At 61.8% G+C, this 20969-nt stretch carries 21 protein-coding genes and 3 tRNA genes; 8 read left to right on the top strand and 16 right to left on the bottom strand.

Annotated elements, in window-relative coordinates; genetic code table 11:
• Nucleotides 1–6: 6 nt before the first annotated feature.
• Both E8A46_RS10890 and E8A46_RS10885 read right to left on the bottom strand, forming a co-directional pair.
• Complete coding sequence (locus E8A46_RS10890) at nucleotides 7–597, bottom strand: NADH-quinone oxidoreductase subunit B (RefSeq protein WP_291560449.1); 591 nt, start codon at nucleotides 595–597, stop codon at nucleotides 7–9.
• Complete coding sequence (locus E8A46_RS10885) at nucleotides 594–959, bottom strand: NADH-quinone oxidoreductase subunit A (protein ID WP_291560365.1); 366 nt, start codon at nucleotides 957–959, stop codon at nucleotides 594–596. The genes E8A46_RS10890 and E8A46_RS10885 overlap by 4 nt, the downstream gene beginning before the upstream one ends.
• Nucleotides 960–1392: 433 nt before the next feature.
• On the opposite strand from E8A46_RS10885, the gene E8A46_RS10880 reads away from it, so the two are divergent.
• A complete protein-coding gene (locus E8A46_RS10880; RefSeq protein ID WP_291560362.1) occupies nucleotides 1393–1587 on the top strand; it encodes a hypothetical protein in 195 nt (64 codons plus the stop codon).
• 82 nt (nucleotides 1588–1669) lie between these two features.
• Here E8A46_RS10880 and E8A46_RS10875 read toward each other — a convergent pair.
• Nucleotides 1670–1746: transfer RNA gene (locus E8A46_RS10875), tRNA-Asp, on the bottom strand.
• A 225-nt stretch (nucleotides 1747–1971) separates the two neighbouring features.
• Between E8A46_RS10875 and E8A46_RS10870 the strand changes: the two genes are divergently transcribed.
• Nucleotides 1972–2271 (top strand): HU family DNA-binding protein, encoded by a 300-nt coding sequence (locus tag E8A46_RS10870; RefSeq protein ID WP_291560361.1) that lies wholly within the window; start codon nucleotides 1972–1974, stop codon nucleotides 2269–2271.
• Nucleotides 2272–2414: 143 nt separating this feature from the next.
• Complete coding sequence (pepT, locus tag E8A46_RS10865; RefSeq protein WP_291560360.1) at nucleotides 2415–3668, top strand: peptidase T; 1254 nt, start codon at nucleotides 2415–2417, stop codon at nucleotides 3666–3668.
• A gap of 846 nt (nucleotides 3669–4514) precedes the next feature.
• Here the strand turns inward: pepT and E8A46_RS10860 are convergent.
• Nucleotides 4515–5375 (bottom strand): class I SAM-dependent methyltransferase, encoded by an 861-nt coding sequence (locus tag E8A46_RS10860; RefSeq protein ID WP_291560358.1) that lies wholly within the window; start codon nucleotides 5373–5375, stop codon nucleotides 4515–4517.
• Nucleotides 5376–5672: 297 nt separating this feature from the next.
• On the opposite strand from E8A46_RS10860, the gene E8A46_RS10855 reads away from it, so the two are divergent.
• Together E8A46_RS10855 and E8A46_RS10850 are read left to right on the top strand one after the other, a co-directional pair.
• Nucleotides 5673–6044 (top strand): cupin domain-containing protein, encoded by a 372-nt coding sequence (locus tag E8A46_RS10855; protein ID WP_291560356.1) that lies wholly within the window; start codon nucleotides 5673–5675, stop codon nucleotides 6042–6044.
• A gap of 81 nt (nucleotides 6045–6125) precedes the next feature.
• Entirely contained in the window at nucleotides 6126–6476 is a 351-nt protein-coding gene (locus tag E8A46_RS10850) for a hypothetical protein (protein ID WP_291560355.1), read from the top strand.
• A gap of 95 nt (nucleotides 6477–6571) precedes the next feature.
• On the opposite strand, the gene E8A46_RS10845 is transcribed toward E8A46_RS10850, so the two are convergent.
• The 4 genes from E8A46_RS10845 to E8A46_RS10830 all read right to left on the bottom strand — a co-directional run bounded on the left by E8A46_RS10845 (nucleotide 6572) and on the right by E8A46_RS10830 (nucleotide 8284).
• The gene (locus E8A46_RS10845) at nucleotides 6572–6847 is read right to left on the bottom strand and encodes a high potential iron sulfur protein (protein ID WP_291560353.1); all 276 of its coding nucleotides are present in this window, start codon (nucleotides 6845–6847) and stop codon (nucleotides 6572–6574) included.
• Nucleotides 6848–6936: 89 nt separating this feature from the next.
• Nucleotides 6937–7224: a cytochrome P460 family protein gene (locus tag E8A46_RS10840; RefSeq protein ID WP_291560351.1), complete on the bottom strand. Its 288-nt coding sequence runs from the start codon at nucleotides 7222–7224 to the stop codon at nucleotides 6937–6939.
• Nucleotides 7131–7496, bottom strand: a complete 366-nt coding sequence (locus E8A46_RS10835; RefSeq protein ID WP_291560455.1) for a hypothetical protein — start codon at nucleotides 7494–7496, stop codon at nucleotides 7131–7133. Before E8A46_RS10835 ends, E8A46_RS10840 begins: the two co-directional genes overlap by 94 nt.
• Nucleotides 7497–7822: 326 nt before the next feature.
• Nucleotides 7823–8284, bottom strand: a complete 462-nt coding sequence (locus E8A46_RS10830) for an SRPBCC family protein (RefSeq protein WP_291560349.1) — start codon at nucleotides 8282–8284, stop codon at nucleotides 7823–7825.
• 571 nt (nucleotides 8285–8855) lie between these two features.
• On the opposite strand from E8A46_RS10830, the gene E8A46_RS10825 reads away from it, so the two are divergent.
• Together E8A46_RS10825 and E8A46_RS10820 are read left to right on the top strand one after the other, a co-directional pair.
• Nucleotides 8856–9146, top strand: coding sequence for a DUF1488 family protein (locus E8A46_RS10825; RefSeq protein WP_291560346.1), 291 nt, complete (start codon nucleotides 8856–8858; stop codon nucleotides 9144–9146).
• Between the two features lie 159 nt (nucleotides 9147–9305).
• Nucleotides 9306–9665: a hypothetical protein gene (locus E8A46_RS10820; protein ID WP_291560344.1), complete on the top strand. Its 360-nt coding sequence runs from the start codon at nucleotides 9306–9308 to the stop codon at nucleotides 9663–9665.
• A 373-nt stretch (nucleotides 9666–10038) separates the two neighbouring features.
• On the opposite strand, the gene E8A46_RS10815 is transcribed toward E8A46_RS10820, so the two are convergent.
• From E8A46_RS10815 to E8A46_RS10785, 7 genes are all read right to left on the bottom strand, one after another.
• Nucleotides 10039–10629: an NADPH-dependent FMN reductase gene (locus tag E8A46_RS10815; protein WP_291560343.1), complete on the bottom strand. Its 591-nt coding sequence runs from the start codon at nucleotides 10627–10629 to the stop codon at nucleotides 10039–10041.
• A gap of 37 nt (nucleotides 10630–10666) precedes the next feature.
• Nucleotides 10667–10743 (bottom strand) — tRNA-Val (locus E8A46_RS10810).
• 156 nt (nucleotides 10744–10899) lie between these two features.
• The gene (gene lon / locus E8A46_RS10805) at nucleotides 10900–13326 is read right to left on the bottom strand and encodes an endopeptidase La (RefSeq protein WP_291560341.1); all 2427 of its coding nucleotides are present in this window, start codon (nucleotides 13324–13326) and stop codon (nucleotides 10900–10902) included.
• Nucleotides 13327–13631: 305 nt separating this feature from the next.
• Nucleotides 13632–14906, bottom strand: a complete 1275-nt coding sequence (gene clpX, locus E8A46_RS10800) for an ATP-dependent Clp protease ATP-binding subunit ClpX (protein ID WP_291560338.1) — start codon at nucleotides 14904–14906, stop codon at nucleotides 13632–13634.
• 422 nt (nucleotides 14907–15328) lie between these two features.
• Entirely contained in the window at nucleotides 15329–15961 is a 633-nt protein-coding gene (locus tag E8A46_RS10795; protein WP_291560336.1) for an ATP-dependent Clp protease proteolytic subunit, read from the bottom strand.
• Nucleotides 15962–16245: 284 nt separating this feature from the next.
• The gene (gene tig / locus E8A46_RS10790) at nucleotides 16246–17607 is read right to left on the bottom strand and encodes a trigger factor (protein ID WP_291560334.1); all 1362 of its coding nucleotides are present in this window, start codon (nucleotides 17605–17607) and stop codon (nucleotides 16246–16248) included.
• A gap of 171 nt (nucleotides 17608–17778) precedes the next feature.
• Nucleotides 17779–17863 (bottom strand) — tRNA-Leu (locus tag E8A46_RS10785).
• Between the two features lie 379 nt (nucleotides 17864–18242).
• On the opposite strand from E8A46_RS10785, the gene E8A46_RS10780 reads away from it, so the two are divergent.
• Nucleotides 18243–19442: a multicopper oxidase domain-containing protein gene (locus E8A46_RS10780; RefSeq protein ID WP_363251512.1), complete on the top strand. Its 1200-nt coding sequence runs from the start codon at nucleotides 18243–18245 to the stop codon at nucleotides 19440–19442.
• Between the two features lie 14 nt (nucleotides 19443–19456).
• Here the strand turns inward: E8A46_RS10780 and E8A46_RS10775 are convergent, their stop codons facing one another.
• Nucleotides 19457–20956, bottom strand: coding sequence for an NAD(P)H-hydrate dehydratase (locus tag E8A46_RS10775; protein ID WP_291560330.1), 1500 nt, complete (start codon nucleotides 20954–20956; stop codon nucleotides 19457–19459).
• Nucleotides 20957–20969 lie beyond the last annotated feature (13 nt).

The following is a 20969-nucleotide window of genomic DNA, read 5'->3' as shown; positions in this document are numbered from 1 at the left end:
AAAACCCTAGCGTTCGATGGTACCGGTGCGCCGGATCTTCTTTTGCAGAAGCATGACGCCGTAAAGCAGCGCTTCCGCCGTCGGCGGGCAGCCTGGCACGTAGATGTCGACGGGCACGATGCGGTCGCAGCCGCGCACCACCGAATAGGAATAGTGATAGTAGCCGCCGCCATTGGCGCATGATCCCATCGAGATCACGTAACGCGGTTCCGGCATCTGGTCGTAGACCTTGCGCAGCGCCGGCGCCATCTTGTTGGTCAGCGTGCCCGCGACGATCATGACGTCGGATTGCCGCGGCGAGCCGCGCGGGGCAAAGCCAAACCGCTCGCAATCATAGCGCGGCATCGACATCTGCATCATCTCGACCGCGCAACATGCCAGGCCGAATGTCATCCACATCAGCGATCCCGTACGCGCCCACACGATCAGGTCGTCGGCGGCGGCGACGAAGAAGCCCTTGTCGGACAGCTCGTGGTTGACCTCGAGAAAATACGGGTCGTTGGCCCCGACCGGCCTGCCGGTGGAAGGATCAATGATTCCGGTTGCGGCGGGAGCGACCGCCGGTCCGAAGCCTGGCGTTGCGAGAGCGGGGCTCAATCCCATTCGAGCGCGCCTTTCTTCCATTCATAGGCAAAGCCGACGGTGAGGACGGCAAGGAAAACGATCATGGACCAGAAGCCGGTCGCCCCTAGCTTGCCGAACGCTACCGCCCAGGGAAACAGGAATGCCACTTCCAGATCGAAGATGATAAAAAGGATCGCCACCAGATAGAACCGGACGTCGAACTTCATGCGGGCGTCGTCAAATGCGTTGAATCCGCACTCGTACGCCGACAGCTTTTCCGGGTCGGGCTGCTGGAAGGCCACGAGGAAGGGTGCAATCAGCAGCGCCAGGCCGATCAGGCTGGCGACCCCGATAAACACCACGAGTGGAAGATAGTTTTGCAAGATGCCGGTCATCGGCGGGGCCTTTTCCTGCGGTCGGTGGACGACGGCAGATTCGTCAACTGAAGTTGTTGCGTGGCTTAGCGCAGCGCAACAGGGGGCGCAAGACAAGCTATCTTGACGGTTTGGCCCGATCCCAAGCGAGACGGGACAACCCGGCGAGGCGGGCAACGAGGCGCCCAGACGCTGGGCAAATGTGAGCCTCTTATGCCCGGAGAGGTGCGGACCGCATTGCCGCGCCGGCCCTCTTCCGGAACAGGCTGCCCGCAGCCTTGCAAGTTGCTTTGCCCGAATTTCATGGCGAGTGACGCCGATGCCCGCCAACCGCGGGATAATCCTCCGGGGGCGGCGACGAAACCATTTTGGGGAACCCGCGAAACCGGCCGGAAACAAATGGGGGGTAAACCACTCACCAATGACGCGGCGGCAAAGACGCCAGGAGGCCTCCATGAACCATTCAATTCACTCGGCGGACCGTGCAACCCACCTGAAGATCGTGGTGGTCGCCCTTGTGGCCGGCATCACGGTAGCTGGCCTAGCCATCTCGGCCCGAACCGGCTCGGATTACGCCCAGACCGCCCACGTGATCAAGGCGGGCAAACCGATGACGGTGACCAGCTCTAATACCTCGATGGTTCGCTAGGTCCCAACACGTTGACGATGCGGAATAAGGCCGCCTGCCGGGGCGGCCTTTGTCATTTTGGGCTGTTAAGCCATTGAAATGATGGCGCGAGAGACGGGACTCGAACCCGCGGCCTCCGCCGTGACAGGGCGGCGCTCTAACCAACTGAGCTACTCCCGCGGATGTCGAAATCAGGGACTGATCCGCACAGGAGTGAGGACTTAAAGGGGCGACCTATCCAAGTCAAGGTTGTTGCGAATCCCGCTGTAAGTCAGGCCTTTTCGCGATGTCGATGCAAAAAATAGGCTATTTACGGGCAAAACAGCGTAGGCATGTTGCTACCGAATCGTTTAAGGCCTGATACGTCTTAGGTTCCTAAGCCATCAACAACGAGGAGGGCCAAATATGGCGAAGAAGGCAGCGACCCCGACCACCGTCACGCTCAAGCATCTCGCGGCGGCAATCGCCGAGGACCAGGAATTGTCCAAGAAGAAGGCAGAAGAGATTCTGAACGACCTGGTCGGCCGCATCACCAAGCACCTGAAGAAGGGCGAGCGCATCCGCATCGTCGGCCTCGGCATCCTGCAGGTGCGCAAGCGCGCCGCCCGCATGGGCCGCAACCCGGCCACCGGTGAAGCGATCCACATCAAGGCCAGCAAGAAGGTCGCCTTCCGCGCGGCCAAGGAGCTGAAGGAAGCCGTCTGACAAGGCACGTTTTCCGCTCACGACCTCCAGACCTCTAATCAAGACTTCACCACAGGATCTGGCGTCATTCCGGCGCGGCATACGCGGCCCCCCGGAATGACGCTTCCACCGTCGTTTTTCCCTGACCCATTCGTGGTTTCACTGTGAGTTCACCCTTTAGGTTCACGCATACCGTGACCGAGCGCTTTTTGCGCTACGTGGCGATCGATACCCAGTCGGACCCGGCCTCGCCGACCTGCCCCTCCACCGAAAAGCAAAAGGATCTGGGCCGCCTGCTCGCGCGCGAGCTGCAGGCGATCGGGCTGTCCGACGCCGATCTCGACCAACATGGCTATGTCTACGCGACGATCCCGGCCAATACCGCCAAACGGGTTCCGGTGATTTGCTTCTGCTCGCATATGGACACCTCGCCCGACTGCACCGGCAGCAACGTCAAGCCGCAGATCGTGAGGAATTACCGCGGCGGCGACATCGTGCTGCCGGCCGACCCCTCGCAGATCATCCGTGCCGCGGACCATCCCGCGCTCGCCGATCAGATCGGCAACGACATCATCACCGCGGACGGCACCACGCTGCTCGGCGCCGACAACAAGGCGGGCATGGCCGAAATCATGGACGCGGCCCAGTTCCTGGTTGCGAACCCGCAGATCAAACACGGCGTGATCAAGATCCTGTTCACCCCCGACGAGGAGATCGGCCGCGGCGTCGACAGAGCGGACCTGAAGAAGCTCGGCGCCGATTTCGCCTACACGATCGACGGCGAAACCGCGGGGAATATCGAGGACGAAACCTTCTCCGCCGATGGCGTCACCATCACCATCGAAGGCGTCAGCACCCATCCCGGCTTTGCCAAGGGCAAGATGGAGCACGCCATCAAGATCGCCGCCGCCATCGTCGACCGCCTGCCCAAAACCACCTGCTCGCCCGAGACCACCGAAGGCCGGCAGGGCTTTCTGCATCCGATCGCTATTTCGGGGGCGCTGGAAAAGACCACGCTCGGCTTCATCGTGCGCGATTTCACCGATGCGGGATTGCGGGAGAAAGAGGCGCTGCTGGAGACCATCGTCCAGGAGGTGATGCGGGACTTTCCGCGATCGAGCTATCGGCTTCAGATCAAGCCGCAATACCGCAACATGAAGCAGGTGATCGATCGTCATCCCGAAATCATCGACAACGCGATGGAGGCGATCCGCCGCGCCGGCCTCAACCCGGTGAAGACCGCGATCCGCGGCGGCACTGATGGTTCGCGGCTGTCGTTCATGGGACTGCCCTGCCCCAACATTTTCGCCGGCGAGCACGCCTTCCATTCGCGGCTGGAATGGGTGAGCGTGCAGGACATGGAGAAAGCCGTACAGACCATCGTCCACCTCGCCGCGATCTGGGAAGAGCGGGCCTGAGGCGTTTGCCGGCAGCGGCGCCGGGTGCAGGTTTCCGATTCGATTTTCAAATGGCGCGCACGCAAAGCGTTTCTCGTCGTCATTGCGAGCGTCAGACCAAGCCGTCATACCCCGCGCATGCGGGGTATCCAGTACGCCGCGGCCTATCGAATCCATCACTGATGCCTCTGGAATACTGGATCGTCCGCTTTCGCGGACGATGACGGCCGGTGGGTATTGACGCAAGCCCGTCATTGCGAGCGAAGCGAAGCAATCCATCTGACCGCATAAAGTCAGACAATGGATTGCTTCGTCGCTTCGCTCCTCGCAATGACGAACGCGGCAATGACGAACGTGCCACCACGATCTCGCGGTGCGACGCACCCGAGCTTTGCGAGAACCATCCGCCCAAAAACAGAGGGCGCAGGGAAAGCCGGGTGCCGATTGCACCCATGGGTCCCGTGCAAAAAAAGCACGGGGGTAGGACCACAGGTTCAACCGGAGTCACTCCGGCTTTCCCCGCGCGGTGGTTTACGGCTTACTTCGCGCTCTCCCTGGTGACCGGGCTGTTTTGCCACCATCATCCCCAAGAAGCTTGCTTCTCGAGAACTTGACGCCAGCGTCGGGGCGTCAGGACCACACGACTTCACCGTCCGCAGCCAACGTCATTCGTCTGTCGACGTTGCCGCGTCCACCGCCTCCCGCCCGACGTTCGTGACGACGCGTACGCCCCTCTGGTGGGCGGGATGGCGCGGATTCTAAAAGTGATTTGGGTCGGACCAAAACAGATTTATTTTCGCGAACAGGACTGGACTGGTGGAATCAAATTGAATTCGCTCAACAATTCGCTTTTTTCGCGCGAGCGCCTTATGAGGCTGACGCGGTCACGATCCAGATCGCGGCGTCCAACGGCACCGACTGGCCCCTGACCAGAGGCGTCAGCGCCTCGCGGATCGACCGGGTGGCGGCGGCGACCACCTCCGGCGGCTGCTCGGCCAGCGCGCGGGCGGCCGGTCCGATCGACAGCGCGCTTTCGATCGCCGCATCGAGGCCCTGCCCGATCGCGACATCGAGCGCGAGATCGCACGGCTCCATCGCGATCGCCTTGAATCCGGCCTCGCCGAGGATGCGATGGACGCGCGCTTCGGATGCGAACGAGAACGGGCCGGGATCTTCCGGCCCCTGCGGCGGCAGTTTTGGCACGTGTTGGTACACCGCCTGCAGCGCCACCATGAAGAACGGATTTTGGCGCGGCTCGCGCCAGCAGGCGAAAGCCAGCCGGCCCGACGGCTTCAACGCCCTGTGCAGATTGCCGAAGGAAAGTGCTGGATCGGCAAAGAACATCACGCCGAAGCGCGAGACCAGAAGATCAAGACTCGCAGGCTCGAACGGATAGACGGTGGCATCCGCCAGCACGAAATCGACCGGCAGTCCCGCCGACGCGGTTTGACGGGCGCGGGCCAGCATCGGCCCGGAAATGTCGATCCCCATCACATGTCCACCCGGGCCGACCTGTTTCGCCAGCGCGATGGCGACGGCACCGCTGCCGCAACCGACGTCGATGATGCGCTCGCCGGCTCTGGCTTGCGCGCGCTCGATCAGGAGGTCCGCGACCGGCTGGAGCAGGACGTCCTGCGACTGCTGCCGATCCGCCCAGCGCTGGCCGCCCGGTCCGTTCCAGTACGCGATCTGGTCGGCGTTTTGATCGTGGCCTGTGGGTGCGTCCATGGGTGGAAACTTTCTGTCGGCCCGCCTTCGCATAGGCTGGCTTGCCGAGCCGCAGCCCCAAGAGGGGCGAAGGCTGGCAGGCGGCGAAAGCGTCAAACTATACCGATAACGCCCTGAAAACATAAAGTGTCATTTGCGTGATGGTGGGAGGGACAGATCGAGCGGCAAGCTGTGCCGAAAGCGCGCGGATGGGCGTCCAAATTTCCATTTGAAGGCGGAGGCCCGGCGCGCGAAACTGCTCGATGCGGCCGACGTCGCCGGTGCACCCTCGGAACCGAAAACAATGGGAGGCTATCAATGTTTCGCCTGGCAACCGTTCTCTTTCTTTCGATGATATCCACGGCGCTCGCCCAGACCAACCGAATCGAGTTGAAGCGGGGCGATCTGACCGGCACCAACATGGAGATCATCATCGCCGTTCTTGAAGTGCCGCCGGGCAGCAGCATCGAGCAACATACCCACCCCGGCGAGGAAGCGGTTTACGTATTGGATGGCGCGAGCTTGCAATTTCCTGACGGCAAAGAGCTCGCGCGTCCGTCCGGACAAGCCGGGATCAACGTCCGCGACGTGCCCCATGCCGGTTACAAGGTGGTCGGAGACAAGCCGCTGAAGCTGCTGACCGTGCACATCGTCGACAAGGGCAAGCCGATGACGGTTCCTGCGAAATAGCTGCCGCTCCCCCAGCGATTGTTGCAGACGGGGCGGCGGAAGCGGATGATGCGACGCCGGCACTTCCATTGCGGGGGATCGATGATGATCAGGTTGTCCATTATTTTGATCGTAACGTTGGCCTCAGCGACAATCGCCCAGGCGGCACCTTGCGTATTGGGCAATTCCCTGGGCTATCGCGAGTTCAGCCTTCCGAGAAACAGCGTTTGCGTGATCAAGAGGTACGGTGTTTTAGGCATGAGTCTGGTTTCCATGAAGATCACGGTTCGACCGAAACTCGGCAAGTTTGGCTCGGCCTCTATCTCGGAATTGGCCTACCGCGCGGAAAATGTCGCAGGTGACGATTACTTTGAATACATCAGCACGCAATCGCTTAGCGGCGGCGCTCCGCACGATTATCGCACCCGCAACGTCGTCCACGTCACGCCCTAATGCACGTTGCTGTGTGAAACTTCTGGAGCACCACGACCGACCAGGCCGCGACATCGGCCTGTTCCGCGCGATCAACCACAACGTCGGACGCCGGACTAGCTCTTCGGGGTAAACAGCTGGCACCAGCCGCTCGGGCTGACGTCGCCTTGAACGAATTTGCACGCGTTCGGCGGTTGGAAGTTGAGGCAGCCGTCGCAGTGCTGATCGCCCTTCGGCGTACCCTGATATTTGGCGTCCGCCTGGCTGATCTTCTGCTGCGCTGCCGCTTGCGAGACCGCCGTAGCGATTGCCGCCGTGCCGAGTGCAAGCGCGGCGCCGGAGAGCGCCACACGGCGTGAGATGCGTTGGCAATCATTGCCGCCATTATTCATGACCTTCTCCCATCAGGCTTTCACTTCGTCCAGGTCGATGCCTGTGGTGGTGGAGGCAGCGGGCGGACGATGACAATCCTGTTCGTTGTTCACCGGTGCGCGTACTCCGTGAAAACGTAATCTCTTTTCTGCGCTATCGTGTGGCAGGCCACCCCGCACTTGGCATCGTTCGCCTGTGGCGGCTTGTCATCCAAAGTGCCGGGCCTGAACGTATCGGATGCCGCGTCGTACTCGAACTCGGCATATCCCCATCCGCCGCCGTCGGCGAACCTCTTGCTGTCCTTCACCATGAAATCGACGTCATGCTGGGCCCCCGGCACCATTGGCTGACCGGGGTAGGACTCTTGCTTTTTCGGGATCCAGTGGATTTTCGCCATCCTGGCGCCGTCCGGGAAAGGCTTGCCGTTGTCGGCACGCCCTCCTTAAAGGCGTCGATCATTGCGGGATTCCCCATGATCACAGCGATCTTGCCGCCGTTCTCACTGATGGCAATGACTTGCCAGCCTTCGTATCCTCTGAAGTCAGCGAAGGCGAGCCCGCCCGGGACTTGCACAGTGTATTTATCCTGCGCGGAAATGGCCCTGCCGCCCAGGAAGACGGCGACCACCGCTGCAATGATCAAAATCGCTGAGAATGTAGTCCGCTTCATGACTCTCTCCCGCGCTTAGTGTTTATCGGTCGGGTCCGTTCAACCGGTGCCGGTTCGGTGCGTGTGCATACAGTTTGAAGTTGGCTCGTACTCAAAGGCCGGACATCACCGCCAGCCGTGACGCGAGTTTATTATTTCACGCGAAATTCTCAAAATCCATGGGCTCGCATAAAATTGAGCGAGATCCCGTTCGCCCATGTTCGGCGCTTCGAACGCGCGTTTCCAGCCGCGATCCATCGTAGACGACAAAAAGACCGCCGCGAGGCGGTCTCTTGTCTGGGTTCAAAGAAGTTTTGCGGGCGTCATCTGCCGACCGTTTGGGGAGATCAGCTACCGGTTAGCGCCTTGGCACCGGCCTCATAAACGCCATCGATGGCTTTTTTGGCATCGGCGTCGGGCGCGCCTTTCGCATCATAAGTGCCGGTCCATTTCAAGGCTGAACCCTTGGCGTCTCCCGTCACGGTGATGGTCGAGTGATAGTTTGCGACCGGCAACGGGCCAGACAGGATTGTGTACTTATAGCTGTGATTGGCATTGTCCCAGTTTTCCAACGCCTCAACGATCGTACCGCCGCCCTTTAACGAGAGCGTGCGCTGCTTGCCATCCGCACTGAGGACACATTTTTCAATCGCCGGATGCCATGAAGCGATCCCGCAAAAGTCGCCTACTTTTTTCCATAGCGCGTCCGTTGACATGGACGAGGTCATGGTAACGCTTGAGTCCAACGCGAGAGCGGCAGTCGTTGAAATGCCGAACACCGCCATCGCCGCAAGAGCCGTATAACGCATCACATATTCCTCCCTGTGCCGCTTATTGCAGATGTTTTGCAATTTAGTCAGGCGGCCTTGCCTAACACATCCCGGCCTGGTCCGCTATCGGCGGAACGGCGGAAAACTTATGCTCGCATTAAGTTCTTCTCAGTTTGACTCGTCTCGGACATGCGGCCTCGCCGTCGCGCGCTTCCGTGCCAGTGCATCGAGCGACTGGCAGCCAACCGAATCTCGGCGTCGGCGGCATGCCACCGGCGCATCATCGTCAATTCCCGCTCGGCACCAGCGTTGCGCACCGGAGCCGGAAAATCTGTGAATACGGCCGGTATCGGCGGCAGGTTACCGACGTTGGGGCGGAACAAGGCATAGCGGCCTGGTCGGCGGTGACCGAATAGAGATTACACATCAGCGCACCGACAAGAGAACGATGCCGAGCACGACGAGCCAACCCACAATGACGACGGCGGCGACTGCTCCGGCGGTTATTCTCGCCCTCTCTTTTTTGGTGTAACCGCCCATTGAGCATCCCGGTTTGTTCGACAGAAGCGACAGGACGACGCATTATAGCTTCAAACGGACGGGGATTTCCATGCCGCTGACGCGTGGCCAAATTGTCGGACACGACAACGAGCGGTTGGCGTTCGCCTTTTCGATGGTGAACGACGGTGAAACGATCCAATGCCAGATCAGCGATGCCGCGATGGATGAACTGGCACAAACAAAGGGTACGCCAAGCATCGCCCGGCAAGCGCAGTTTGTGACCCATCGCGGCACGATCGAACGAATAGCCTCCGACTTGTACGATGAAGCCCCGCGCATCAAAGGCTACGTCGTCCGCATATTCACCAAGCATATTCAGGGCGCGCGCGGCGTCTCGTGAAAGCCAAACAGCAGGGATCGGCGCGCGTGAATCTCCATAGTTCCGGTGCCTCCGCTGTTCCGTCGCATTGGTTTCACGTAATGGCCACATCAGAATCAGACCCTGACCAAATTTCGCGGATAGGATTTTTTTGGTTTTTCAACCTGGAAAGGAGTGACCATGCGCATCTTTACGGCATCCGTCATTATTGCGGCGCTCTCCCTCGGGACGCCAGCTTTCGTGCAGGCACAGGGCACAGCACCCTCGCAACCGGAGGCACAGACGCCGCCTGACCAGTCCAGTGCCGTCATACGCAGCATCCAGATCGTCGACGTCAAGGACCTCAAACCGGCGGTGCGCTCGAAGGTCAATGACATCGTCTCACAGACAAGCGACGAAGACATGCAGTCCCTGCGCAAGTCCATTGACGCGAACCCGCAGGTGGCGGCCGCCCTCAAGGCCAAGGGCCTGAATTCGTCGCACGTCGTTGCCATCAACGTCGCCGACGGCGTCCTGACGATGTTCACCAAGACAGCTTGAAGTCAGGATTACCAGAACCAACGTGGAGAGCCGCATGCGGGATAGTCAGGATTGGGAAGGCAGCTTTCGAAGGTTCGTCGCTATCGCTGTAGCGTTCGTTCTGGCGATGGCTGTCGTCACATGGGGACCATGGAACACGACCCATCTTGCGCCTAATCCCGGACCGAGCGGAACACCGGGGTCGACGGTGCGAGACGGAACCCCACCGCCAGCCGAGGGTCCCTCAGGGACGACCACAGGAACGGGGACAACCACAGGAATGGCGCGCTGATGGGGCGGGCCATCATGATCGGTCCTGGACACGGCCACGCCTGTGGATTTGGGGGTGAGGCGGGTGCCGTGCCGGGCCACCGGAATCAGGGCGGTTAGTCGATCAAAACGGCGGCGCCTTGCGTTGTCGCTGCATCTTTGCCGCTTCTACCCACCACATCAGATCGTCGGCAAAGCGCGGAAACGCCCGTTCGAGAGCTTCGCCGCTTGCACCCGTCGGCGCACCATCAGCCGAGAGGGTCTGACCAATCGGACCAACGGCAATCGTGCTTGACGTCACGACCATCCCCATCTCGGAGAGAGTGCCGTGCCAGGCGGTTGCGGCCCGTGCGCCGGAGAAACGTCCTGCCGAATAGCTCGCGATCGCAACGGGACGCCAGAACCATTCCTCCAGAAAATGATCCGTCAGGTTCTTCAGTCCGGGCTGGACACCCCAATTATATTCGCCGGTGACGAATACGAAGCCATCCGCATCTCGAATCTTGCCGGCCAACCGCTGCAGCGGCTCGGGGGCTTCTCCGCTCGGATATTCCTTGTACATCCGGTCGAGCATCGGAAGGTTGACCGCCTTGGCGTCGATCAGTTCGACGGCATTGCCCCGGCGCCGTAACCGCTCAACCACGAATTCGGCGAGGCGGATGCCCATCCGGTCGGAACGATAGGAGCCGTAAAAGACGAGGATTCGATGGCTCATCGCAGCCCCTCGGCGGCCAAATCCGTCGGGCCAAGGCTGGTAGGCGGCGAGAGATTCGAACTCCCGACCCTCTCGGTGTAAACGAGATGCTCTAACCAGCTGAGCTAGCCGCCCTCGCTTGCGTGTTTAGCCTCAGGCACCCCTCCGGTGCAAGATGGCAGTCCCTCAATCGCCGGGCCGGCCCGCTCCCTCCCGTGGCTACCCGAACCCGATACCCACAAAAAAACGGCGCCCGAAGGCGCCGTTCTATTCATTTTGTCATGGGCTCGTTCAGTGCGCCGTCAGGCCACCGGGAGCTTCGTCGCCGGCTTCCGGCTTGACCACCACCTTGGTGTCCTCTTCCCAGACGATCGGCACCGGCGGGCGCACCAGCGCCTTGGAGACGACGTCGTCGAGCCGGGCCACCGGGATGATGTTCATCCCGCCCTTGATCGCATCGGAAATCTCCGTGAGATCCTTGGCGTTGTCCTCGGGGATCAGCACCGTCTTGATGCCGCCGCGCGCGGCCGCCAGCAGCTTCTCCTTCAAGCCACCGATCGGAAGCACCCTGCCCCGCAAGGTGATTTCGCCGGTCATGGCGACGTCGTGGCGGACCGGAATGCCGGTCATGACCGAGACGATCGCAGTGGCCATCGCGACCCCCGCCGAAGGTCCGTCCTTTGGGGTCGCCCCCTCGGGCACGTGGACGTGGATATCGCGCTTGTCGAACAAAGGCGGCTCGATGCCGAAGCCGACGGCGCGCGAGCGAACGTAGGACGCCGCCGCCGAAATCGACTCCTTCATCACGTCGCGCAGATTGCCCGTGACGGTCATCTTGCCCTTGCCGGGCATCATGACGCCTTCGATCGTGAGCAGCTCGCCGCCGACATCGGTCCAGGCAAGGCCCGTAACAATGCCGATCTGCGGTTCGCTCTCGATCTCGCCGTAACGATACTTCGGCACGCCGAGGAATTCCTCGATCGACTTCTCGGTGACCTTGACCGACTTCTTCTTCGAGATCATCAGCTCCTTCACCGCCTTGCGGGCCAGTGTCGAAAGCTCACGCTCGAGATTGCGCACGCCCGCTTCGCGGGTGTAGCGCCGAATCATCAGCAGCAGCGCGTCGTCGTCGATCGACCATTCCTTGGAATCCAGGCCGTGCTTAGAGATCGCGTTCGGGATCAGATGCTTGCGCGCGATCTCGACCTTCTCGTTCTCGGTGTAGCCGGCGATCCGGATGATCTCCATGCGGTCCATCAGCGGCCCCGGAATATTCAGCGTATTCGCGGTGGTGATGAACATCACGTTGGACAGATCGTAGTCGACCTCGAGATAGTGGTCGTTGAAGCTCGAGTTCTGCTCGGGGTCGAGGACCTCCAGCAATGCCGATGACGGATCGCCGCGGAAGTCGGCGCCCATCTTGTCGATCTCGTCCAGCAGGAACAGCGGATTGGAGGTCTTCGCCTTGCGCATCGACTGGATGATCTTGCCGGGCATCGAGCCGATATAGGTGCGGCGATGACCACGGATCTCGGCTTCGTCGCGCACGCCGCCGAGCGACACGCGAACGAATTCGCGTCCCGTCGCCCTCGCGATCGACTTGCCGAGCGAGGTCTTGCCGACGCCAGGAGGCCCGACCAGACACAGGATCGGTCCGGTCAGCTTGTTGGCGCGCGACTGCACGGCGAGATACTCGACGATGCGGTCCTTGACCTTCTCAAGCCCATAGTGGTCGTTGTCGAGCACCGCTTGGGCTGCGACCAGATCCTTCTTGACCTTGGACTTCTTGTTCCACGGGATCGAGAGCAGCCAGTCGAGATAATTGCGCACGACGGTGGCTTCCGCGGACATCGGCGACATCTGGCGCAGCTTCTTCAGCTCGTGCTGTGCCTTCTCGCGCGCTTCCTTGGAGAGCTTGGTCTTGGCAATCTTCTCTTCCAGATCGGCCAGCTCGTCGCGGCCTTCGTCGTCGCCGAGCTCCTTCTGGATCGCCTTCATCTGCTCGTTGAGATAATATTCGCGCTGGGTCTTCTCCATCTGGCGCTTGACGCGCGAGCGGATGCGCTTTTCGACCTGCAGCACCGAGATCTCGCTCTCCATCAGCCCGAGCACCTTCTCAAGGCGCGCGGTCACCGACAGCGTCTCCAGGATCGCCTGGCGGTCGGCGATCTTGACGGCCAGATGCGAAGCCACGGTGTCGCCGAGCTTGGCGAAATCAGTGATCGCCTGCACCACGCCGACGACTTCGGCCGAGATCTTCTTGTTGAGCTTCACATAGCTTTCGAAATCCGACACCACCGAGCGCGACAGCGCTTCGGCCTCGACGGAGGTAGCGTCGGTGTCGGCCAGCGCAATCGCGGTGGCTTCGTAATATTCGGTCCGGGGCGTGTATTTTTGCACGCGGGCGCGCTCAAGCCCCTCCACCAGCACCTTGACGGTGCCGTCGGGCAATTTGAGCAGCTGCAGGACGCTGGCGAGCGTGCCGGTTTCGTAGATCGAATCCGGGGTCGGATCGTCGTCCGACGCATTCTTCTGCGTCGCCAGCATGATCAGGGCGTCATTCTTCATCACTTCTTCGAGCGCGCGGATCGATTTCTCGCGGCCGACGAACAGCGGCACGATCATGTGCGGGAAAACGACGATGTCGCGCAGCGGCAGCACCGGATAAGAATGGCTTTCGCCGTGAACGATAGATGGCCGGGGTTTGGGGGTCGTCATGGCCTTTTCCTTTTGTTGTGCCCCCTTGCACGCAGTCCGCTTTGTGCGCAACCGCCACAAGGTGCCTAATGCTCCGGGATCGTATGGCGTCTGCCGTACTTTCGCGGATCGTGTTGCAGCGAATCTCAGCGTGGGATTTTCGCTGCCGACAGCATTAGGTGGCTATCGACCATGTGGGTGTCAAGTCGTTGAGAAAGGGCCGCCAGTCGGGGCTAAACGCTAACGGACAAGCTACGCCAGCATGGCCGCCGGAAGGCCCGGCAGCCGGAACAAATGCGCGCAAAGTTCGCCGGCGACCGCGACGATCAGGCGCTGGCGCTACTTTCGACGGCGCGGTCGGAACGGTCGGCGTAGATGTAGAGCGGGCGAGCCGTGCCCTCCACCACTTCGCGCGAGATCACGACCTCTTCGACGCCTTCCAGGCCCGGAAGATCGAACATGGTCTCCAGCAGGATGCTTTCGAGAATCGAACGCAAGCCGCGCGCGCCGGTCTTGCGCTCGATCGCCTTGCGGGCGACCGCGCCAAGCGCCTCGTCGGCGAAGGTCAGCTCGATATTCTCCATCTCGAACAGCCGCTGATATTGCTTGACCAGCGCGTTCTTCGGATCGGTCAAGATCTTCTTCAGCGAAACCTCGTCCAGATCTTCCAGCGTCGCGACCACCGGCAGGCGGCCGACGAATTCCGGGATCAGGCCGTATTTCAGCAAATCCTCAGGCTCGACATGGCGGAAGATTTCGCCGGTGCGGCGATCTTCCGGCGCCAGCACCTGGGCGGCAAAGCCGATCGAGGTCGAACGGCCGCGCGCCGAAATGATCTTCTCGAGCCCTGAGAACGCGCCGCCGCAGATGAACAGGATGTTGGTGGTGTCGACCTGCAGGAACTCCTGCTGCGGATGCTTGCGGCCGCCCTGCGGAGGAACCGAAGCCACGGTGCCTTCCATGATCTTCAACAAGGCCTGCTGCACGCCCTCGCCCGAGACGTCGCGGGTGATCGACGGGTTGTCGGATTTGCGGCTGATCTTGTCGATCTCGTCGATATAGACGATGCCGCGCTGCGCGCGCTCGACATTGTAGTCGGCCGACTGCAACAGCTTCAGGATGATGTTCTCGACGTCCTCGCCGACATAGCCGGCCTCGGTCAGCGTGGTGGCATCCGCCATCGTGAACGGCACGTCGAGAATCCGCGCCAGCGTTTGCGCCAGCAGCGTCTTGCCCGATCCGGTCGGTCCGATCAGCAGGATGTTGGACTTCGCCAGTTCGACGTCGTTGTGCTTGGTCTGATGATTGAGCCGCTTGTAGTGATTGTGCACGGCGACCGAGAGCACCTTCTTGGCGTGGCTCTGGCCGATCACGTAGTCGTCGAGGACCTTGCAGATTTCCTTCGGGGTCGGAATGCCGTCGCGCGACTTCACCAGCGAGGATTTGTTCTCCTCGCGAATGATATCCATGCACAGTTCGACGCATTCGTCGCAGATGAATACCGTGGGGCCCGCGATCAGTTTGCGGACTTCGTGCTGGCTCTTGCCGCAGAACGAGCAATACAGCGTGTTCTTGGAGTCGCTGGTGCCGACCTTACTCATTCTTATCTCCGTCCGCCGTTCGATCCCGTACGCTCGATCGCCCCATTCCGGGAATTACCGGCACAGAGTTCTAGATAGAGCAAAATCCGTACCAAAGAAGACCCTATGCTCTCGATACCGCGCGAATCGCGGCCAATTCGAATCCCCCGCGATCATAACCTATTCGACCTAGCCAACCATGGTCGCACCCGACTATCAAGAATTCGCTAACCGGCCGGCCATCCGATATCCGTGACAATACCGTGATTTGCGGCTTCCGCACCGGGCAAAAGTGTCGAAATCGGCCCGGCGTTGCGCGATTGCCACGCCGCCGGACCAGCACGAAAGCGGAACTTTTACCCCCGCCGGGGGTGTAAAGGCGCTTTCCAGCCCAAATGACGGGGGATGGCGACGCAACCAGCGGTTCCCGGCAGCGCGCCCCGCTACGGGGTCTTGGCCGTGGGGTCTTCCGACCGCTTGTCGATCACCTTGTCGACAATACCGAAGTCGCGGGCCATCTCGGCGGTCAGGAACTTGTCGCGCTCCAGCGCGTCCTCGATCGCCTTGAAGGTCTGTCCGGTGTGCTTGACGTAGATCTCGTTGAGCCGCTTCTTCAGGTTCAGGATTTCCTGGGCGTGCAGCATGATGTCGGTGGCCTGGCCCTGGAAGCCGCCGGAGGGCTGGTGGACCATGATGCGCGAATTCGGCAGCGAGAAGCGCATGTCCTTGTGGCCCGCGGCCAGCAGCAGCGAACCCATCGAGGCCGCCTGCCCCGTGCAAAGCGTCGATACCGGCGGACGGATGAACTGCATGGTGTCGTAGATCGCAAGGCCCGAAGTCACCACCCCGCCCGGCGAATTGATGTACATCGAGATTTCCTTCTTCGGATTCTCGGCTTCGAGAAACAGAAGCTGCGCGACGACCAGCGTCGACATGCCGTCCTCGACCGGTCCGGTCACGAAGATGATGCGCTCCTTGAGCAGGCGCGAGAAGATGTCGTAGGCCCGCTCGCCACGGTTGGTCTGCTCGACCACCATCGGCACGAGCTGCATGTAGGTTTCCACCGGATCGCGCATTAGTCACCCAAGGGTTAGTAGACAGTTCGTAGACAGGTTGGCGGAGACGAACATCCGTCGGCAAGACCGAACTGACTGGAATTGCCCACCGCGGAGGAACGTCCCGTGATGCAGGACTTCAGAGACAGAGCCCACAGATATGGGCCAATTCCCCGGCGACAAGGCCGGTCAAATGCCCGGGGAATTGGTCCCAGTTGAAGCTGATTCTGGCAACCGGGCATAGCGGCGGATGCCGCCGCCATGCCGCTTTCGCTTCTCAACCTTAACGCCGTGCTGACGCGGCTTTAGGCTGCGCTCTTCTCCGCCTCATCGTCTTTGTAAAGATCCTCACGCGACACCTTCTTTTCGGTCACGGTGGCGAGTTCGAGGATGAAATCGACGACCTTGTCTTCATAGATCGGTGCGCGAAGCTGGGCCAGCGCATTGGCATTGCTGCGATAGTAGTCCCAGACTTCCTTCTCGCGCCCGGGCATCTGGCGGGCGCGCTCGATCACCGCGCGGCTGACCTCGTCATCGGTCACCGTGATCTTGTTCTTCTCGCCGATTTCAGACAGCACAAGGCCGAGCCGGACGCGGCGATCGGCGATCTTGCGGTATTCCGCCTTGGACGCCTCTTCCGTGGTGTTCTCGTCGGCAAACGTCTTGCCGTTGGATTCCATCTCGGCCTTGATCGAGTTCCACATCAGATTGAACTCTTCGTCGACCAGCGACGGCGGCGCTTCGAAGCGATGGGTTTCGTCGAGGCGGTCCAGCAGCAGGCGTTTGACCCGTTGGCGGGTGGCGCCGGCGAATTCGGCCGCCAGCCGCTCGCGCGCCGCTTCCTTCAGCTTGTCGAGCGATTCCAGGCCAAGCGTCTTAGCAAACTCGTCATTGATGACGGCTTCCTGCGGCGCCTCGATCAGCGACGCTGATGTCTCGAACTCGGCTGGCTGTCCGGCCAGCTTCTCGTTGCCGTAACTCTTGGGGAACGAGACTTTCAGGGTGCGGGTTTCGCCCGCGGCGATGCCGATCAGCTGTTCCTCGAAGCCGGGAATGAAGGTGTTGGAACCGATCGTCACATGAATGTTTTCGCCGGTGCCGCCATCGAACGGCGTGCCGTTGATGCTGCCCTTGAAGGAAACCGTGACGCGGTCGCCGGTTTCGGCCTTGGCGCCTTCGGCCTTCGCCGCGAAAGTGCGATTCTGCTCGGCGATCCGCTTGATGGCATCGTCGACCTCGGCGTCGGTCACCTCGGCCACCGGCTTCTCGACCGTAAAGCTCTTGAAATCGGCGAGCTGGATCACCGGCACGATCTCGATCGAAACCGTGTAAGTGAGATCGGATTTTCCGGTGAGGACGTCCTCGACGTCCTTTTGCTCGGTCGGCATCGTGACCTTGGGTTCGGTCGCCAGGCGGAAGCCGCGCTCGGTGAAGAGCTGCGAGTTGGTGTCGCGGATGGTCTGATCGATGGTCTCTGCCATCACCGAACGGCCATAGACCTTCTTGAGATGGCTGACCGGCACCTTGCCGGGACGAAAGCCGTTGATGCGGACCTTGTCCTTGAGATCGACCAGACGCGCGTCCGCCTTGGCGTCGAGATCCGCTGCCGGAACGCTGATCTGGAATTCGTGCTTCAGTCCGTCGGCGACGGTTTCCTTCACCTGCATGGCGTCAATCTTCTTCCCGCTTGGTCCGGCCAAAATGCCGGACGTTGTAGATCTGGTGGCGCAGCCCAGAAGCCGGCGCCGGTGGTTCGGCGGATCCGATCCTTCAAGGAAAAACCCCTTCGGAAAACAGATCCGTCAGTCATTGTCATTGCGCAAACGCTTATCGGCGCTTGGTGCGGGCGGAGGGACTCGAACCCCCACAACTTTCGTCACTGGAACCTAAATCCAGCGCGTCTACCAGTTCCGCCACGCCCGCTAGAATAGCATCATCTCCGGCTGGGATGCCCGGGCACGATGCCGAAAAGGTTGAAGCGGTTTTCGGGCGGCCATCATGCTCCAAGTTAATGGAATCGATCACGTTTATGATTTGGACGCCCTATCCAAATTATAAATGGGATCGTTGCGGCGGGCTTATAACATGAGCGCATCGGTTCGCAGCAAAAAAATGGCCCCTGCAGAGGCTTCCCGGCCAAGGCGCGGCAACTGGACATATCCAGCGGAAAATGGTCCGCATCAACCGGATGGCAGATCACATTTTTCGACCGGACCGACGCGCGCTACTGGCCGGACTGGGCGCTGCGGCCCTCAATCCGGCGGCGGCAGCGCCTGCGGCCGCTCAGGGTCGCCCTGCCCTGATGCTTCAGGCCAAAGCCGATGTTCTGGCCTTGCGTCCGGGAGAGCCGGATACCCCGATCTGGTCGCTCGGCGGCCCGGACCTCCGGTTCAGGCGCGGCGACAGCCCCGAGATCGCGTTCGGAAACGATCTGCCCGCCCCGATGGTCGTAAATTGGCGCGGGCTCGACGGCGTCCTGGTGGCTGAACCGTTGCTGGCACGGGCTTCCCTGGCACCGGGCGCCCGGGACACTTTCCCGCTGCCATTGCGCCATGCCGGGACGTTTCTTTGCGACCTCGCTTTGCTTGGAGACGGTGCGGCGCGGCCAACCCGAGCGCTGCCCCTGATCGTGGCCGAGAGCGAAGCCATCGCCGTCGACCGCGACGAGGTGTTGTTGATCGAGGATTGGCGGCTTCGCCCGGATGGAACCGCGATTGCGCCCGGCATCGATCCAAAGGACACAATAGCGGTCTATACGGTCAATGGACGGACCACGCAGGACTTCCAGATCCGTCCCCGCGAACGGCTAAGGCTTCGCTTCGTAAATGGTTTTCAACGCCATGTAATCGCTATTAAAATGGAAGGTATTGAAGTCCGGGTTATGGCGCTCGATGGGCAGCCGGCCGAACCGTTCCTGGCGCGCGGCGGCGCGCTCATCCTTGCGCCGGGAACCCGGGTCGACGCCTTCATCGACGCCCCGGCGCGCGAGCCGGGCGCGGCTTCATTGGTGCTGCTGCATGATGGCAAGGAGGCCCGCCCGATCGCCCGGCTGATCGCCTCAAACGCCCCCCCAATTCGGGATGCGGTGCTGCCGGCCGCGCCCCCGCTGCCGTCCAATGGCCTGCCGGCGCGGCTCGACCTCAAGAATGCGCTGCGCTTCGATCTGACCCTTGGCGGACCGCAGCCCGATTGGGTCGTCCCCACCCAATTCGCCGCGACCGCGCGACCCGCCTTCCGCGCCAAAGCCGGCCGGACCGTCGTGCTGGCACTTGCCAACCGCGCCGACAGCGCCAGCATTTTCCACCTTCACGGCCATCATTTCAGGTTGCTGGACCGGCTCGATGACGGCTGGAAGCCGTTCTGGCTGGACACGCTTGCGATCGACCCCGGCCAGACCCAACGCATCGCGTTCGCCGTTGAACATGCCGGGCGCTGGCTGGTCGAATCCGTTGCGACCGACTGGGCGGCGCCACGGCTGGTGCGGTGGTACGACGTAGAGTGAGGAGTCGAAGCGCCTCAGTAGTCGATGCCGAACTCGTCATAAAGGCGCCGGAACACCGCGGGCAGCACCTCCGGCAGATCCTCCGCGATCAGGCCGGGTCCCGCCTCGCGCGCCGCTTCGCCATGCATCCAGACCCCGATGCTGGCAGCCTCGAAGGCCGGCACGCCCTGCGCCAACAGGCCCGATATCATTCCCGACAGCACGTCGCCGGCGCCGGCGGTAGCGAGCCAGGGCGGCGCGTTGGCGGCGATGGTCGCGCGGCCCTCCGGTGAGGATACGACCGTATCCGGCCCCTTCAGCAGGACGATGGCGCCACTGCGCTCAGCGGCAGCCCGGACCCTGCCGAGTTTGGAGCGAAGCGGCTGCTTGTTGCTGATGTCGCTGAACAGCCGCGGAAATTCTCCCTCATGCGGCGTCAGAACAACTTGCGGATCGTCGCAAGCCTTGATCGCGTCGAACAGCCGATCAGGGGCATCGGCAAAGCTCGTCAGTGCATCCGCATCCAGCACCAGGCTTCGCTTGGCGGCAATCGCCGTCAGCACCAGATCGCGCGTTCGCCCGCCAATGCCCGCACCCGGCCCGATCACGCAGCTGTTGAAGCGCTTGTCACCCAGCATCTCGGCAAATTCGACCACAGTGTCGACGGCACGAACCATGACCGCCGACAGCGCGGAAGCATTGATGGCAAGCGCGTCCCGGGGCGTGGCCAGCGTGACAAGGCCGGCACCAGCCCGCAACGAGCCGCGCGCCGACAGCCGCGCCGCGCCGGTCGCCGCCACGCCGCCGGATACGACGATGGTGTGGCCGCGGTCGTATTTGTGGCCGTCCATCCGCGGCACCGGAAACGATCGGCGCCAAAACGAGGGAAGGTTCTCAAACGTCTGCGGCTGAATTTCCTCAAGCACATTGGCGTCGATACCGATATCGGCGACACGGACGCGACCGCAATGGATACGGCCCGGCAGCAGCAAATGCGCGGGCTTGCGCCGGAAGAATGTCACGGTTTCGGTGGCGCGAACGGCGACGCCCATGACGGCTGCGGTGGTGCCGTTAATGCCGCTCGGCAGGTCGACGGCGAGAACAGGCGCGCCATTGGCGTTGATCGCCTCGATCATCTCAAGCGGCTCCCCCTTTACCGCCCGGTCCAGACCGGCGCCGAACAGCGCATCGATGATCAGCGCCGGCTTGCCGATGGCATGCGGATTGAACGGCAGCACCGGATATTTCCATCCCCGTGCCGCCGAGGCCGCATCGCCCTGAAGGCTGTCGCGCTCGCACAGCAGAATGACCGAGACCTCGCGGCCGCGCGCCGCCAGCTCCGCCGCGGCCACGAAACCGTCACCGCCATTGTTGCCGGGTCCGGCGACCACCACGATCGGGCCCTCCTCCACCAGGTCCATCGCAGCCTGGGCGACGGCCTGACCAGCGCTCATCATCAGCGCGAAGCCCGGGGTGCCCGCGGCGATGGCGAGCCGATCGGCGCGTTCCATCTCAGCGGTGGTTAGAACTTCCATGCCAAATCCCCTG

The organism is Bradyrhizobium sp. (assembly GCF_004799445.1).
Taxonomy (GTDB): Bacteria; Pseudomonadota; Alphaproteobacteria; order Rhizobiales; family Xanthobacteraceae; genus Bradyrhizobium.
This window is presented reverse-complemented; position numbering and strand designations above follow the sequence as displayed.